The sequence below is a fragment of the Lentimicrobiaceae bacterium genome (assembly GCA_023227965.1).
In the GTDB taxonomy this organism is placed as follows: Bacteria; Bacteroidota; Bacteroidia; order Bacteroidales; family JALOCA01; genus JALOCA01.
This window is the reverse complement of the sequence record JALOCA010000034.1, coordinates 18,447-33,552: the sequence shown is the minus strand read 5'-3', so window position 1 is coordinate 33,552 and position 15,106 is coordinate 18,447. Positions and strand designations below refer to the sequence as shown.

The window sequence follows — 15,106 nt, the reverse complement described above, 5'->3', positions numbered from 1 at the left end:
ATTGCCTTGACTGATCAGTAGATTCAAAGGTACGTGTTCGTATTTTATTAATAGAATAAGCATAGCGAACATTGAAATGGAGTTTTTTATAAACGCGAAAACGAATATCTGCAAGCCAGCAAAAATCATCTTTATCATAAGGACCATTAAGGTCAGTGTTTTCATTTAACTTACCATGCTCCCATTCTTTTACACCTACCAGCCTGCCCCATGAAAATCCAGTTCCTACTGTAATTATTTTTTTATCAGTATAGTAAGCCATAATGGGGACTTCTGCATAATTGAGCCGTAATTTATATTGCCCGGTAATCCATGTGGTGTCAGTACCACTTATAACAAAAGTTGAGTCAAATGATTGTCTTTTCTGATAGCTTCCCTTTTGGTTATAAAGAAGTTCAATTCCAATTGACCATTTTTCACTAAGAGGGACAATCGCTGAGGGACCGGCATTAATTCCCCATTTTCTGTATCCATACACCTCGTCGCCATCCACCTGCGAAATATTGACCCCCCCGGTAAGTGCACCTTTAATACGCTGTGCGTTAACAAAAAAAGTGCAAATCGTCAACAGGAAAGCACACAAAATCAATTTTTTTATCATAAGTTATGTTGTTCCAAAGTTTTAATTATTAACTAATTTCTGTTTTAAATTATATTAACTGCATTCCGTCGGAAATATTTTCAAAAGTACAAAAACGATAAGTACAAGCGTTTTTCTATTCCAGAGTTTTTATAATTTTACAAAAAACATCCTATTTTACAAATTACCTAATAATAAAATATTAATTCAAGTATAAACGGTTTTAAAAGAAGTTAATAATGTAACTCCAATATTCCGAGTAACTTCGCCTTTAAGACTTCTTGCCGGGAGACAAGAATTTTTCTTACAATTTTAACTTTACCAGTTTGTTTTCGTCGAGTGTTATTGATTTAAAGCTGCAAATTTGGGAAGTAAAAAAAATCGTAAGTTTGCATGTCGTTTAATGACATAAAAAAGATGGAACAAGTTTTTTTAGGATTTAATGATAATGAAATATTTACGTGGGTTATTCTGCCGCTATTGATTTTCCTTTCCCGCATAGCCGACCAAAGTATTGGCACCCTTCGTTTGATTTTTCTTTCGAAAGGCTATAAATTTATAGCTCCTTTTCTGGGTTTTTTCGAAGTAATAATCTGGTTGGTTGCCGTAAGCCAAATCATGAAACATCTTGATAATGTATTATGCTACATAGCCTATGGAGCCGGTTTTGCCATGGGAAATTTCATAGGAATTATTCTCGAGGAAAAAATATCTATAGGAAATGTAATCATCCGTTTGATTACCGGGACCCATTACGAAGAACTTGTACAACAGCTTAGCGAACATAACTACGGGCTTACCTTAGTAGATGCCCAAGGAAGTAAAGGACCGGTAAAGATAATATTTTCAATTATCAAAAGAAAAGATATTCCACATATTGTTTCTCTTATTAATATGTATTCCCCTCACATTTTCTACACAATAGAAGAAGTAAAAGATATAAAGAAAGGTATTTTCAGAAGTGTTTCCAGAAAATCTATTTTTAAATCCTATGGAATAAATCTAAAAAAAACAAAATAACTAATAACATTTTAACATATGTCAATAAAAATAAATTTTGAAGGTGGAAAAAAAGTAAATGCAGAAATTAACGGATTAGTCGTAAAAACCGACCAACCGCTTTCAGTGGGAGGCGAAGGTAGTGCACCCTCTCCTTTTGAAGTATTTTTAACCTCTTTAGGCACCTGTGCCGGCATTTTCATCAAATCGTTTTGCGACCAGAGAGGCATTGCCACTGAAAAGATGTATCTTATGCAAGATGCTGAATACAACCCTATTCAAAAACTTGTCGAAAAAATTAATATAAGTATTCACGTACCAGCTGCCTTTCCTGACAAATACGATTCTGCACTTATCAGTACTGCAAGCCTTTGTACGGTAAAAAGGCATCTTCGCGAAGACATAATAGTAGATATCAGAGTAATAAGAGATAAATAAAGTAAACAACTATTCAATTAAGCTACATTTTATTTTTTAACCATTTGGAAGTAATTTTTCAAACAAGGTAAATTGTCGTAGCTATCACAAAAAATAACACCATGAAAGAAAAAAATCTGGGATTCAATTCAAAACTTATCCATGGGGGTAACCACCAGGACGCACTCGGAAGTGCCACTGTACCTATTTATCAAACTTCTACATTTATTTTCAACGATGCCGACCACGGCGCCAAATGCTTTTCAGGCGAAAGTGATGGCTATATTTACACAAGGTTGGGTAATCCCACTATACATGCACTGGAAAATTTAGTAGCAGAGCTCGAAAACGGATACCGCGGTATAGCCGTTAGTTCGGGAATGGCTGCCGTTAATACAGTTTACATGTCAGTACTAAACCAGGGAGACCATATAATTGGCTCTGCTGCCGTTTACGGACCCTCACGGGTAGTAATGGAACAACACTGGTCGCGTTTTGGAGTGAAATCAACATTTATTGAAACATCTGATATTGAAAATATTAAAAAAGCCATTCTTCCTGAAACCCGTTTATTGTACATAGAAACACCCGCCAATCCCACCATGGCGATAACTGATTTACAAGCTTGTGTGCAATTAGCGAAACAACATGGAATTATAACCTGCGTTGACAATACATTTTGCAGCCCTTATCTGCAACGTCCTTTAGACTTTGGTATCGACATTGTACTACACTCGATGACAAAATTTATTAACGGACATGCAGATATCGTAGGCGGAATGATAGTAGCAAAGGAAAAAAATCTGTACAATAAGCTACGTAACATAATGATTAACATGGGATGCAATATGGACCCACACCAGGCATTTTTGGTACACAGGGGTGTAAAAACACTGGGAATCCGTATGGACAGAGCTCAATGGAATGCACAACAGATAGCAAACTATCTTGAAAAACACCCGAAAGTTGAATGGGTAAAATATCCCGGTTTGCCTTCCCATCCTCAATATGAACTTGCAAAAAAACAAATGAACGGACCGGGTGCTATGATAAGTTTTGAGCTTAAGGGTGGACTTGAAGCCGGTAAAATTCTGATGAACAATGTACACATTGCCATACTCGCCGTATCATTGGGCGGTGTAGAAACCCTGATTCAGCATCCAGCATCCATGACACATTCAAAAATGAGTTACGATGCAAGAATAAAAGCCGGAATTACCGATGGATTAGTAAGATTTTCGTGTGGAATTGAAGATATTAACGACCTTGTTTCCGATTTGGAACAAGCTTTGGATAAAATTTAAATAAAAGAACAATAGATTTTTTATTTTTACTGTTTCTTTTATAAGCCTTTCAACACAATAAATCTTTGTCTGCCATGAAAAAGAAATACTTTACTGTTTTTATTTTTTTCTGGTTGATATTCTCTGCAGAGGCACAAAAAGTGGGTGTGGTATTAAGCGGAGGAGGAGCTAAAGGAGTTACCCACATTGGTGTATTAAAAGCATTGGAGGACAATGGAATACCCATTGATTATATTTCAGGTACATCCATGGGCGCCGTTATTGGCGGGTTGTACGCAAGTGGCTATTCTCCTACCGAAATTGAAAGAATAGTAACCTCCGAGGAATTTCCTAATTGGTTAAGAGGAAAAATCGACAGTCGTTATACTTATTATTTCAAAAAACCTGAGCCCAACGCTTCGTGGTTCAACATTCAGTTTGATATTGATTCTACTTTAACTACGCGTTTACCTACTAATCTTGTATCGCCTGTTAACATGGATTTTGCCTTTCTCGAAATTTTTTCCCAGGCAAGTGCTGCTTCCCGGTACAATTTTGACAGTTTAATGATACCGTTTCGTTGCGTTGCATCTGACGTATCGCAAAATAAAGAGGTGGTTTTTCGTTCAGGCGACATCGGGAAAGCCATTCGTGCTTCAATGACCTTCCCGTTTTATTTCAAGCCTATACGTATTGAAGGGAAATTGCTTTTCGATGGAGGTATGTACAATAACTTTCCATCACAGATACTTTATGATGATTTTTATCCCGATATTATTATTGGCAGCAAAGCAGCTTCAAACTACGGTCCGCCCAGGGATGACGATGTTATTTCTCAAATACAGTCAATGCTCATGGAAAAGACCCAATATAACGTGATTTGTGGTAACGGCATACTGATAGAACCCAAGCTGAAAACTGTTGACGTTATTGATTTTAGCAATACAGTAGCGTTTATTGACAGCGGATATGTTGCGGCACTGCAAAAAATTCCTGAAATACGCAAATTTGTAACCGACTATGTTTCACCGGAAGAAAGATTCATCAAGCGGTTAGCCTTCAACGAAAAAAAGCCTCCGCTAATAATTGACAACCTCCAGTTTACCGGACTGAATTCTACCCAGGAAGTGTATGTACAAAAACAGTTATTGCATAAATCGCAGAAAAGAAGCCTGGAAGAATTAAAGGAAGAGTACTTCAGGCTTCTTGCTGATGACAAAATCAACTATATCTTCCCTTCTTTGATATACAATCCGGTTTCGCGGTATTTTACAATGCAGATGGATGTGCAAAAAGAAAAAATGTTTCACCTGCAATACGGAGGACATTTTTCGTCAAGCGCTGTGAACGAGGCATTTCTTGAGCTAAAATACAAATACCTGAGCCGTTTTGCCACCACCATTTTAGCCAATTCCTACATAGGAAGGTTTTACAGTTCTGCCCAGATAAAAACTAAGGTGGAATTTCCTTCAAAACAACCCTATTTTATTGAGGGAGATATTACTTTCAGCCAATGGGACTATTTTAAAACTTCTACCTATTTTTTTGAGGACAAAACGCCTTCATACCTCATCCAAAATGAAAACCATATTCATCTGGGAGCAGGAATTCCATTAACACACAAGGGGAAAATAGCATTCAGCGCTGCTTACGGCGACATAAAAAATGACTATTACCAAAATAACATTTTTTTACGTGAAGACACCGCAGACAGGACTATCTTCAATTTTTTTACTTCGCAGGCACTCCTCGAACTGAATACAATTACCGAAAAACAGTTTGCGCGCAACGGCTCCCTCTTTTCAATCAGTTTAAATTATGTTTCGGGAGATGAAAAATTCAGACCGGGTTCTACTTCAGATTCCTCACTGCAAAGGATGGGAAAATTCCATGATTATTTTCTGTTCAGGTTAAAATATGATAATTATTTTAAAGAACTCGGGTTTGTAAAATTAGGGTTTTATAGCGAATTGGTGTACAGTAGCCAGTCTCTTTTCAACAATTATACATCAAGCCTACTTGCTTCTCCCGCATTCCAGCCATTTCCTGAAAGCAAGACATTTTTTATCCCCAAATATCGTGCATTTATATTTGCGGGTCTTGGTATCAAACAAATTTATCGTTTGTATAAAAACATCAACTTCCGCCTCGAAGGATATGTTTTTCAGCCTTACCAGGAAATATTGAAAGCCGGCAACGGGTATTCTGCTGTACTGGGGAAAAAATGGGATGCGCGTCATTTGTTAGGTTCCTCTGCATTAGTATATAACAGCCCGTTAGGTCCACTAAGCATCAGCCTGAACTGGTACGAAAACAGTACCAAACCCCTGTCACTCATATTCAGTTTTGGTTATATCATTTATAACCATAAGGCGATAGAATAAAAAAAATTACGATTGCAATGAAAAACCCTGAGGGTTTTAAAAACCTTGAGGGTTTTTTATATTAATAAAATGTTACAACCTGTCAGGTTTTCAAAAGCCTGACAGATTTATATCTGGAAAAACAGACCCGTTGTTTTGCTTTTATAAAAATATTTATACTTTTGGCACTTTTATAAAGCACACACACGAAATAACTTTAATAATCAAAATAAAAACAAAAGTGCGGAGTCAGCACTTTAATCACTGACGGCAATAAAATGAAAAAATTATTCGTATTATTTTGCATTGTTGGATTAATTCCAATTTTCAGTTGTAAGAAAGATAAAGCAGATTCTTCTTTCGATAAAAAAGCCTTTGTTGAAGAAATATTTAAGGCTGGTATGATGTGGAACACTCAAACAAAGGCATTAAAAGAATACTATCCAATAAATATACCCGTGGACAATACAGTTTCGAGTATTGAAGGCGGCAATATTCATGTGTTGGGAAGTGTTACCGGCACAATGAACCTTGACGACCAAACCAACAGCATTTTAGGTGGTACTATGCTGATTGGATTAACGGAAACAATTAACGATTATGCCTTTAAGTCGAACGGTGAGATATACGTTGTGAACGGTGCCCCTTATATTTCGCTGGCAGGAACGTTTACCTTACAACCAGGTGGCATTACTTTTGGAACTACATCCAATATGGTAATAGGCGGTGGTTTCCGGGTAACGGGACCCAGCTATGATAAAACTATCAACATGCAAATAACGATTAATATCAACTCTAACGGGACTGGTGGTACCGTAAGCGGATCTATTGACGGCGAAGGAGTTTATTATAAAATATAAGCAAACTTATTTCCCCTGCTGAGCGGAATTTGTAATTCTGCCCGGAACATAGCGAAGTTTTTATTTACAACCTGACAGGTTTTCAAAAACCTGACAGGTTTATTTTTTTGTAACCCGTTAGAATTTGAATAAACATACGCCACATCCCCGCCTTTTTTAATTCTTTAAATTGTTTATATGGATGATTCACAACGCAAGGGCGAAACAAGTCGCGGTGGCTTTTTTATTGAGTTTCTATCGGAGTATTCGGTACGGGTTCTTCTCCATTCTCCGTTTTTTTGCTGTCGTACAGCAGGTATTGTTGCAGCTTGGCATAGTTATCCTGGAAAACAATTTTGGAAGCCTCGCTCACACTTACTGCAAATGCCCATACTTTATTAAACAGGCGGATGCGTTCCTGGGTAACGTATATCCTGTCGCTGATGTATTTATCACGTTCCTGGTATTTTTGGTACAATGTACCGGAAGTAGTGTTTAAGGCTTCGATGTTTTCCGGTTTCAGCCCTTTTTCTATCAGCTTGCTATGGTATTTGGGGTCGTTGGCTGCCTTATATGCCTTTACCAGCAAATCGAACATGAGCAAGGGCGATTTGCGGGCTTTCTCGTAGCGGTCGTGCCCGAAAAAGCCATCCACAACCTTGTTGCCCGGAAAAGCACGTTCCACATAAAAATAAAGTGTCTGTAAGCCGTTACGTCCTTCGGTCATATAGGTTTCTACGGCATCGGTCATTTCCTGCTGCACATCCAGAAAGTCATCATCCTTTATTGCCTGTTTTCCCAGATTGATGGCGTCCTGCCAATCGGCAGCAAAAGGAGGTTTCAGGTCGGGAACTTTTTCAATAAACAGCGCTTCGTCTTCCTTAAAAAGATTGAGCTTGGTCTGCGATTCCAATAACATTTCATCTGCTGGAATCTGATAGTCCGGTTTTATTTCATCAGCTTTTTCCATAGTTTTTTTGATTTAGAAAAGTTATTACTTTATTGTTATTCGCAAAGGTATAAAATATTTATTTCAAAAAAGCAAGCTGAAATTGAAAATTATCAGATAATTTTTTTTAAAAAACATATCAGGATGACTACCGGCGATAGTCGGGAAAACGTTATCTGGTTTTATCTTTTAAAAACAATCGTTACGCCATCGTCCGGCAGCATTACAACGAGCGTTTCCGGTGGCGGAAGCCATCATTATAATGGCGGAAGCCATTATCGTAACGGCGGAAGCTATTATCGTAACGACGGAAGCTATTATCGTAATGGCGGAAAGCATCATCATAATGGCGGAATCATACTTTTGTCGGGGTTCCAGGCCTGTCGGACATATAAAGTTTAAAAATAAACTGCTATATGATGATCTTTTTAACAGAATTGATTTACTTTTGCATATAAACCGGGATTTTTCAGGGGTATTCATTAAAAATGGATGTACGCTACTGAAAATTTCGGGGGGATAAACGAGTTAACAATAACCGCTAAAAACTAAAAAAAAGGCAGTGCTAACTCAAAACTTCTGAACTAAAACACAGGAAAGAATAAAAACAAAACAGTTAATAATACCTACTTTTGTAAAAATTTTAAACTTTAATTATGGCTCTCTGGAACAACGACACAGAAATACAATTTTTCGCTGAAGCACTTAAAAACTTTGCTTCTCCCGAACAACTCTTTTACAATTTACAAGGAGGCTATTACGCCTATGTTCCAAAAGGGGCAGAAGCAGAAGGACAGACATTACAAAGCCGAAATTCACTTATCGGTCAATTTACAGAAAAGTGGTGTAAAACACTTTTTGAGCCCATAGCAAGAGAATTAGGACTTTTTGCTGTAAACAGTGTGGTTTGCGACGAATTGTCCCTTCCGAGAGCATCAAGTGCAGACCTTGCTTTCTGCACTACAAATAGTGTAAATCAACAAGCCGAAAATATTAAAATACTATTCGAAATAAAAATGAGTGTTGTTTCAAATTACAAATTCACTCACACTGATAAGCTAAATTTTGTTGGCGATTACAAGCAGCACAAGGGAACTCCTGCATTACTTCGTTCCGATTCAATGTTAAAAGCAATTGGAAAATCAATTAATATAAGAGTTTCGGGAATAGCCTCTACAAAAATTCCAATAATCATATTAGGCAATAGTCCTATCACAGACAGTTATATCAAAAAGGTTGACTTTCTAAAAACTTCGGGAGTTATTCAAGGTTTCTGGTCACTTAATCCTAAACCAACAGAAAGTGATTTTGTTAAAATAACACCAAAAAATGGTTTTCAAACAATACAAACAACAGATACAATTTTACAACTTTGTAAAGAACTTGTAGAAAATGATATAAATTATTTCTCATCAATGATATCTAAAACTGATTTGGGAAAAATAATATCTATTGCAAGTAAAGAAGCTAATGATGTAGCAAGAGCAGAAAAATTTTTGTCATTAATTAGAAGCTAAGATGAACAGAAATAAAGGGACAGAAACAAGTGATTTTGGAACAAGTGGTAGAATTAATCACGACAGTTCAAAATTTTATAATTCTAAATTATATTCAACTCTTGAAGAACAAAAACTAGTTGATAAAACAGAGAAAAAATTGCCAGATGAATTAGTGAATGAGATTATTCTCGGTACGGCAGAGAATATGAAAGAGATTCCTAACAACTCTATTCATTTAATGATTACATCACCGCCTTACAATGTTTCAAAAGTTTATGATGACGACCTTTCACTAAAAGAATATTTGCAGTTACTTGAAAATTCTTTCAAAGAAACTTATCGTGTGCTTGTGAACGGCGGACGCGCTTGTATTAATGTCGCTAATCTTGGCCGCAAACCTTACATTCCTCTTTCAGACTATATTTCTCAGATGATGTTAGAAATAGGTTATAATATGAGGGGCGAAGTTATTTGGAATAAGGCAGCAAGTGCAAGCCCTTCTACTGCATGGGGTAGTTGGCAAAGTGCCGCAAATCCAATACTCCGTGACGTTCATGAATATATTTTAATTTTTTCAAAAGGTGATTACAATAGAATTGCGAATGGGAAAAAGAATACTATAACTAAAGAACAATTCATGGAATGGACAAAATCCATATGGACAATGAATGCTGAAAGTGCAAGACGAATTGGACACCCTGCACCATTTCCAGAGGAATTACCTTTTCGCTTAATACAGTTGTATTCTTTCACCGATGATATTATTCTTGATCCTTTTATGGGTAGTGGTACGACAGCTGTTTCAGCAGTTAAATCACAGAGAAAATTTATTGGTTACGATATCAGTAAAGATTATATTTCACTTGCTGAAAACAGATTAAAGCCCTACCTAACACAGACAAAAATGGCATTTGGAAATCTTGAAACGACAGAACACTAAAAAATAAAACGGTATACTGATAACTTAAATATTGCGAATAATTTGCTACAAAAAGACAAGATAATAGGAAATTACCAACGCACAAAACAGTATCCCGATTTTTATCGGGGCAAGCCGCACATCATATTATAAACCCTCAAAGTTTTGAAAACCTTGAGGGTTTTTTCTTATTTTCACCTCAGCAGATAATCGTACATTTGCAAGCAAAATATCCTGTCTTTTATATCATTTGATAAAAGACTTTATACGTAATTAAAATACAAAAAATATGGAATTCTCGGAATTGGTAAAACATCGCCAAAGCGACAGAAAATATTCAGATAAGCCGGTTGAAAAGGAGAAAATACAACAATGTATCGAAACGACACAATTAGCTCCATCGGCAAACAACTCGCAACCCTGGAAATTTGTGGTTGTAGATAACCCGGAATTGAAGGAACAAATTGCCGGCTGCTCGGCAAGTCTCGGCATGAACAAGTTTACACACGAAGCGCCGGTAATAGTTGCCGTAGTGCTGGAGAAGCAGAATATTTTATCAACGGTTGGCAGCGTAATAAAGAACAAAGAGTTTCGCTTGCTCGACATTGGCATAGCGGTAAATCAGTTCTGCCTGCAGGCAACCGATTTAGGCCTCGGAACCTGCATTATCGGATGGTTCGACGAAAAGAAAGTCAAGACGCTGTTACATGTCGCCAGGAATAAACGCGTTCCGTTGCTTATTTCCCTCGGTTATTCCGAATCGCCTACACGGAAGAAAATCCGTAAGCCCATTGAAGAAATGAGTAGCTGGAATCGTTATTAGGTTATTATCTATTTAAACCCTCAGGGTTTCTTCTTATTTTTATTTCCCATACCTATCCTCTTTTTTCACATTTAGCCAAAATACGTACTTTAGCCGGGTAAATTTTACGTATGAAAAATTGTATCGTCATCGGTTCGGGGAAAATGGCTACACGCCTCGCCACAACTCTTTTTCGTAAAGGAACCAGGATACATCAGGTGTACAGTCCCACTCCTGCCCATGCCGCAAAGCTGGCAAAAAAAGTACAGGCACAGGCAGTTTCACAGCTTGGCAATATAACTGACGGCGATTATCTTTATATAATTTCCGTTACCGACGATGCCCTTCCGGCTTTGGCACACAGTGTAAATTTTCCGTCAGGGATTATTGTACACACTGCAGGAACCATTGGGATGGAAATACTGGCACAGGTAAGTCCTCATTACGGAATTCTTTATCCGCTGCAAACATTCAGTGCTACCAGCCGTACTACTTTTTCGCACGTACCCGTATGCCTCGAAGCCTCCGATACAGCAACACTTGATTTTTTGAAAAATATCGCAACATTGCTCACCAGCGACATACGCGAAATATCTTCTGCCGAAAGGAAAATACTCCATCTTGCTGCCGTTTTTGCCTGTAACTTTCCGAACGCGCTTTATACTATAGCCCACAATATTCTTTCGGAACACGGACTACCATTCAGCATTTTGCACCCTCTAATCATGGAAACAGCCACCAAGGCTACCCGTATGAATCCGCATGATGCCCAAACCGGTCCAGCTTTCCGCAACGACCTGAACATAATCAATACACACCAGGAAATGCTTTCCGGTACACCAGAGTTCAGGAAACTCTACGAACTGCTGTCGGAAGCCATCATTGCACTTCACAAACCCGAAAACTTACCTCATGAATAACTATAAAGCACTGCTTACCCGTATCAATACATTTATTTTCGACTACGACGGAGTGCTTACCGACGGCTCGGTATTAATTACAAGCAACGGCGACGCATTGCGTTCGGGCAACGTTAAAGACGGTTATGCCATCCAGCTTGCACTGAAAAAAGGGTACCATGTTGCAGTGATATCAGGAGGAAATTCCCTTTCGATGGAAAAACGCATGGAAATGTTAAAGGTGAACGACTATTACCTGGGAGTGGAGAAAAAGATGGAAGTGTACAATAAATACCTGGCTAAGCACAAACTATCGCAGGAAAACGTATTGTATGTTGGCGACGACATTCCCGACATTCCTGTAATGCAACAGGCTGGTGTGTCAGTTTGCCCTGCCGATGCTGCCGAGGAAGTGAAGAAAATAGCAACCTATATTTCCCATTTCAACGGAGGGAAAGGTTGTGTACGCGATGTCATCGAACAGGTTTTGAAGGTACAGGGCAAGTGGATGAATGACGACGCTTTTCATTGGTAATTTTGAGTGAAATTTTAACTGAAAATAAAATAAACTTATGTCGTACCTGAAGTTGATCCGTTATCCTAACCTGCTGATAATTATTCTTACCCAGTATCTTTTACGATATTGCATCATTCAGCCTTTTTTATCAGGTACAGGCTATAATATACTTATCAGCAACCTTGATTTCTTTCTCCTTGTGTTATCAACGGTTTTCATTGCGGCAGCAGGTTATGCTATTAACGATTATTTCGACCTTCAGAGCGACCAGGTAAACCGTCCCGGTTCATTGATACTCGGAACAAAAATTCCGGCTAAAAAAGCCATTATACTTCACTGGATTTTCAATGTGTTAGGCGTTATTATTGGATTATATTTAGGTTGGAAAACACATTCTGTACTCATTGCCGCCATCAATTTTATAACATCTGTTGCACTATGGTTTTACAGCGTAGTGTTAAAAAAGATGCCACTTACAGGCAATGTGTTGGTATCGTTGCTGTCGGCATTGGTACTGTATTTTCCATGGATTTTTACACTTAAAATGCTGAAAGGTTTTCATCCGGCTGAGGAGGTTTACGGATTGCAATATCAGGTTGCCAACGTGATGGTTGAATGTTTTGCATCTTTTGCCTTTTTAGCAAATCTTTTTCGCGAAATAGTCAAAGATGCTGAAGATATTGAAGGAGATGCGGTAAGACGCTGCCAGACACTTCCGATAATAATGGGAGTAAAAAAAATCCGGATAGTTTTAATAGTAGTACTGCTAATAATTTTTGCACAACTTGTTTTATTTCAATTAATTTTTTCCCAGGTAAAGCTAACTGCCGCATTCAGATATTTCTCCTTTGTATTACAACCTTTTCTTTTTATTCTTATCTACTTTACATGGATTTCCGGTGTAAAAAAGGATTTCACACGTCTTAGCCTGCTGGCAAAGCTACTGATGCTTGCAGGGATAATAGGTATGGTTTTTATTGCTCTTTAATTAATCTGTTACTATATGTACGATTTTTTTGAAAAAATTTCCCGCTATTATATCATATTAGCCTCCCGTTCCCCCAGAAGGCAGCAACTGTTGCACGAATTAGGGTTACATTTTGAGATAATGCTGAAAGAAACCGAAGAATCCTATCCATCAGATTTGTTACCTGCACAAATTGCACTTTACCTTGCAGAACTGAAATCGGCAGCATTCACTGATACAGAATTGCCCGATAACTTTTTACTCATAACTGCCGACACCACAGTCTGCCTTAACGGAAATATTCTCGGTAAGCCCGACAATTTCGACCATGCCCGGCAAATTTTACAACAGCTTTCCGGTAATAAACATACAGTTATCACCGGTGTTTCTTTGCGAACCCGTAACAGAAAACATTCCTTTTATGCCGAATCGGACGTGTATTTCAGAAAACTATCGGACGACGAAATCTGTTATTATATTGAAAAATACCAACCTTACGATAAAGCCGGAGCCTACGGCGTTCAGGAATGGATAGGCTATACCGCTATCGAGAAAATAAACGGATCATTTTACAATGTGATGGGCTTGCCCGTTCAGAAACTCTACGTCGAACTGCAAAGTTTTTGTTAATTATTTGATAGCATACCGGGCATACCTGCAAAAGCAGCAATTATTCATACCTTTGCAGCTTAAAAATGTATTATGCAAAAATATACCAAACGCCTGCTGAAATATTTTTTCCAGGGGCTTTTATACCTGGCTCCTATTACCATCACGGTGTATGCTCTGGTAATAACCTTTAATCTGCTCGATGGAGTTCCACGTCGTTTTATTGAGAAAAACGTTGGCTTGGAACTGCCGGGCTTAGGACTATTGCTCATCTTACTTTTCATCACATTCGTTGGCTTTCTGGGTTCATCCATCATACTGAAACCCCTGATGGCATACATTGACAAAACCATCAGCAGAGCTCCTCTTATAAGCATCATCTACACTTCAATAAAAGATATGCTGAGCGCGGTGGTGGGCAACAAACGAAAATTTAACATACCCGTCATTGTCAAAGTAAACAAGGAAGCCGATTTAGAAAAGCTGGGGTTTATTACCCAATCCGATTTAACACACCTGGGCATTCCTGCCAATAAAATTGCCGTGTATTTGCCCCATTCGTATAATTTTTCGGGTAATCTTTTTATTGTTCCTTCCGAAAATGTAAGAAAATTAAATGCTCCCCCTGCTGAGGTAATGAAATTTATTGTTTCGGCTGGCGTTACCAATTTATAGAATACAAACCATTTATGAATAAACCCCTTATTTTAATCACCAACGATGATGGAATCAATGCTCCGGGTATTAAAGCATTGACTGATGTGGTACGAACCCTCGGGAAAGCAGTGGTGGTTGCTCCCGACAAGCCCATGTCGGGCATGAGCCATGCAGTAACCATGAATTCCCCCCTCAGATTGCATTGCATACAAAAAACCCGCGATTATGAAGAGTATAGCTGCAACGGTACACCTGTTGACGCTGTGAAGTTAGGCGAAAAAATAGTCCTTCGCCGCAAACCCGACCTCGTTGTCTCAGGCATCAACCACGGCTCTAATTCATCGGTAAATATTGTGTATTCAGGGACTATGGCGGCAGTTATCGAATCATCTATTCTTGGGATACCATCAATTGGGTTTTCTCTTGCCGATTTTTCCCATGATGCAGATTTTTCTCAAACTTTGCCATTTATCAAAAAAATTGTTGAAGAAGTACTAAGGCGTGGTATTCCTGATGGAATTTGTTTTAATGTTAATTTCCCCATGGTTAACGGAGAGGCTATCCGGGGAGTGAAAGTCTGCAGACAGGCAAAAGCTTATTGGGAAGAATCATTCGACGAACGCAAAGACCCTCACCAGCGCGATTATTTCTGGCTTTCAGGTTATTTTCAAAACCTTGATAAAGGAGAAGATACTGATGAATGGGCACTTGCCAATCATTTTGTGGCAATAACTCCTATTAAAGTGGATTTTACCGCTCATCATTTCATCAGCGAGTTACAAAACTGGGATTTGAATAATTGATATT

17 protein-coding genes are annotated in these 15,106 nt (G+C 38.2%); 15 read left to right on the top strand and 2 right to left on the bottom strand.

Going from position 1 to position 15,106, the window contains the following annotated elements; all coding sequences use genetic code 11:
- Positions 1–601: PorT family protein (locus tag M0R21_10900; GenBank protein ID MCK9618327.1), on the bottom strand; the 601-nt coding region annotated here is incomplete at its 3' end.
- Between the two features lie 396 nt (positions 602–997).
- On the opposite strand from M0R21_10900, the gene M0R21_10895 reads away from it, so the two are divergent.
- The 5 genes from M0R21_10895 to M0R21_10875 all read left to right on the top strand — a co-directional run bounded on the left by M0R21_10895 (position 998) and on the right by M0R21_10875 (position 6,502).
- Positions 998–1,600, top strand: a complete 603-nt coding sequence (locus M0R21_10895) for a DUF2179 domain-containing protein (protein MCK9618326.1) — start codon at positions 998–1,000, stop codon at positions 1,598–1,600.
- Between the two features lie 18 nt (positions 1,601–1,618).
- Positions 1,619–2,017, top strand: coding sequence for an OsmC family protein (locus M0R21_10890; GenBank protein ID MCK9618325.1), 399 nt, complete (start codon positions 1,619–1,621; stop codon positions 2,015–2,017).
- A 101-nt stretch (positions 2,018–2,118) separates the two neighbouring features.
- On the top strand, positions 2,119–3,300 hold the full coding sequence (locus tag M0R21_10885; protein ID MCK9618324.1) for a PLP-dependent aspartate aminotransferase family protein: 1,182 nt from the start codon (positions 2,119–2,121) through the stop codon (positions 3,298–3,300).
- Positions 3,301–3,374: 74 nt separating this feature from the next.
- Complete coding sequence (locus M0R21_10880; protein ID MCK9618323.1) at positions 3,375–5,663, top strand: patatin-like phospholipase family protein; 2,289 nt, start codon at positions 3,375–3,377, stop codon at positions 5,661–5,663.
- Between the two features lie 257 nt (positions 5,664–5,920).
- Complete coding sequence (locus M0R21_10875; GenBank protein ID MCK9618322.1) at positions 5,921–6,502, top strand: hypothetical protein; 582 nt, start codon at positions 5,921–5,923, stop codon at positions 6,500–6,502.
- Between the two features lie 223 nt (positions 6,503–6,725).
- Here the strand turns inward: M0R21_10875 and M0R21_10870 are convergent, their stop codons facing one another.
- Entirely contained in the window at positions 6,726–7,451 is a 726-nt protein-coding gene (locus M0R21_10870) for a hypothetical protein (GenBank protein MCK9618321.1), read from the bottom strand.
- A 123-nt stretch (positions 7,452–7,574) separates the two neighbouring features.
- Between M0R21_10870 and M0R21_10865 the strand changes: the two genes are divergently transcribed.
- From M0R21_10865 to surE, 10 genes are all read left to right on the top strand, one after another.
- Entirely contained in the window at positions 7,575–7,832 is a 258-nt protein-coding gene (locus tag M0R21_10865) for a hypothetical protein (GenBank protein ID MCK9618320.1), read from the top strand.
- A gap of 254 nt (positions 7,833–8,086) precedes the next feature.
- Complete coding sequence (locus M0R21_10860) at positions 8,087–8,947, top strand: hypothetical protein (GenBank protein MCK9618319.1); 861 nt, start codon at positions 8,087–8,089, stop codon at positions 8,945–8,947.
- 1 nt (position 8,948) lies between these two features.
- Entirely contained in the window at positions 8,949–9,869 is a 921-nt protein-coding gene (locus M0R21_10855) for a site-specific DNA-methyltransferase (GenBank protein ID MCK9618318.1), read from the top strand.
- Between the two features lie 268 nt (positions 9,870–10,137).
- The gene (locus M0R21_10850; GenBank protein ID MCK9618317.1) at positions 10,138–10,671 is read left to right on the top strand and encodes a nitroreductase family protein; all 534 of its coding nucleotides are present in this window, start codon (positions 10,138–10,140) and stop codon (positions 10,669–10,671) included.
- A gap of 110 nt (positions 10,672–10,781) precedes the next feature.
- A complete protein-coding gene (locus tag M0R21_10845) occupies positions 10,782–11,570 on the top strand; it encodes a DUF2520 domain-containing protein (protein ID MCK9618316.1) in 789 nt (262 codons plus the stop codon).
- On the top strand, positions 11,563–12,084 hold the full coding sequence (locus M0R21_10840) for an HAD-IIIA family hydrolase (GenBank protein MCK9618315.1): 522 nt from the start codon (positions 11,563–11,565) through the stop codon (positions 12,082–12,084). The genes M0R21_10845 and M0R21_10840 overlap by 8 nt, the downstream gene beginning before the upstream one ends.
- A 37-nt stretch (positions 12,085–12,121) precedes the next feature.
- Positions 12,122–13,054: a geranylgeranylglycerol-phosphate geranylgeranyltransferase gene (locus tag M0R21_10835; protein ID MCK9618314.1), complete on the top strand. Its 933-nt coding sequence runs from the start codon at positions 12,122–12,124 to the stop codon at positions 13,052–13,054.
- 15 nt (positions 13,055–13,069) lie between these two features.
- Positions 13,070–13,663 (top strand): Maf family nucleotide pyrophosphatase, encoded by a 594-nt coding sequence (locus M0R21_10830; protein ID MCK9618313.1) that lies wholly within the window; start codon positions 13,070–13,072, stop codon positions 13,661–13,663.
- Positions 13,664–13,735: 72 nt separating this feature from the next.
- The gene (locus M0R21_10825) at positions 13,736–14,317 is read left to right on the top strand and encodes a DUF502 domain-containing protein (protein ID MCK9618312.1); all 582 of its coding nucleotides are present in this window, start codon (positions 13,736–13,738) and stop codon (positions 14,315–14,317) included.
- Between the two features lie 14 nt (positions 14,318–14,331).
- A complete protein-coding gene (gene surE / locus M0R21_10820; GenBank protein MCK9618311.1) occupies positions 14,332–15,102 on the top strand; it encodes a 5'/3'-nucleotidase SurE in 771 nt (256 codons plus the stop codon).
- Positions 15,103–15,106: the final 4 nt, after the last annotated feature.

Excerpts from the sequence above, each read along its gene's own strand:
- M0R21_10895 (MCK9618326.1), top strand. The coding sequence starts at position 998 with ATGGAACAAGTTTTTTTAGGATTTAATGATAATGAAATATTTACGTGG.
- M0R21_10890 (MCK9618325.1), top strand. The coding sequence starts at position 1,619 with ATGTCAATAAAAATAAATTTTGAAGGTGGAAAAAAAGTAAATGCAGAA.
- M0R21_10885 (MCK9618324.1), top strand. The coding sequence starts at position 2,119 with ATGAAAGAAAAAAATCTGGGATTCAATTCAAAACTTATCCATGGGGGT.
- M0R21_10880 (MCK9618323.1), top strand. The coding sequence starts at position 3,375 with ATGAAAAAGAAATACTTTACTGTTTTTATTTTTTTCTGGTTGATATTC.
- M0R21_10875 (MCK9618322.1), top strand. The coding sequence starts at position 5,921 with ATGAAAAAATTATTCGTATTATTTTGCATTGTTGGATTAATTCCAATT.
- M0R21_10870 (MCK9618321.1), bottom strand. The coding sequence starts at position 7,451 with ATGGAAAAAGCTGATGAAATAAAACCGGACTATCAGATTCCAGCAGAT.
- M0R21_10865 (MCK9618320.1), top strand. The coding sequence starts at position 7,575 with ATGACTACCGGCGATAGTCGGGAAAACGTTATCTGGTTTTATCTTTTA.
- M0R21_10860 (MCK9618319.1), top strand. The coding sequence starts at position 8,087 with ATGGCTCTCTGGAACAACGACACAGAAATACAATTTTTCGCTGAAGCA.
- M0R21_10855 (MCK9618318.1), top strand. The coding sequence starts at position 8,949 with ATGAACAGAAATAAAGGGACAGAAACAAGTGATTTTGGAACAAGTGGT.
- M0R21_10850 (MCK9618317.1), top strand. The coding sequence starts at position 10,138 with ATGGAATTCTCGGAATTGGTAAAACATCGCCAAAGCGACAGAAAATAT.
- M0R21_10845 (MCK9618316.1), top strand. The coding sequence starts at position 10,782 with ATGAAAAATTGTATCGTCATCGGTTCGGGGAAAATGGCTACACGCCTC.
- M0R21_10840 (MCK9618315.1), top strand. The coding sequence starts at position 11,563 with ATGAATAACTATAAAGCACTGCTTACCCGTATCAATACATTTATTTTC.
- M0R21_10835 (MCK9618314.1), top strand. The coding sequence starts at position 12,122 with ATGTCGTACCTGAAGTTGATCCGTTATCCTAACCTGCTGATAATTATT.
- M0R21_10830 (MCK9618313.1), top strand. The coding sequence starts at position 13,070 with ATGTACGATTTTTTTGAAAAAATTTCCCGCTATTATATCATATTAGCC.
- M0R21_10825 (MCK9618312.1), top strand. The coding sequence starts at position 13,736 with ATGCAAAAATATACCAAACGCCTGCTGAAATATTTTTTCCAGGGGCTT.
- surE (MCK9618311.1), top strand. The coding sequence starts at position 14,332 with ATGAATAAACCCCTTATTTTAATCACCAACGATGATGGAATCAATGCT.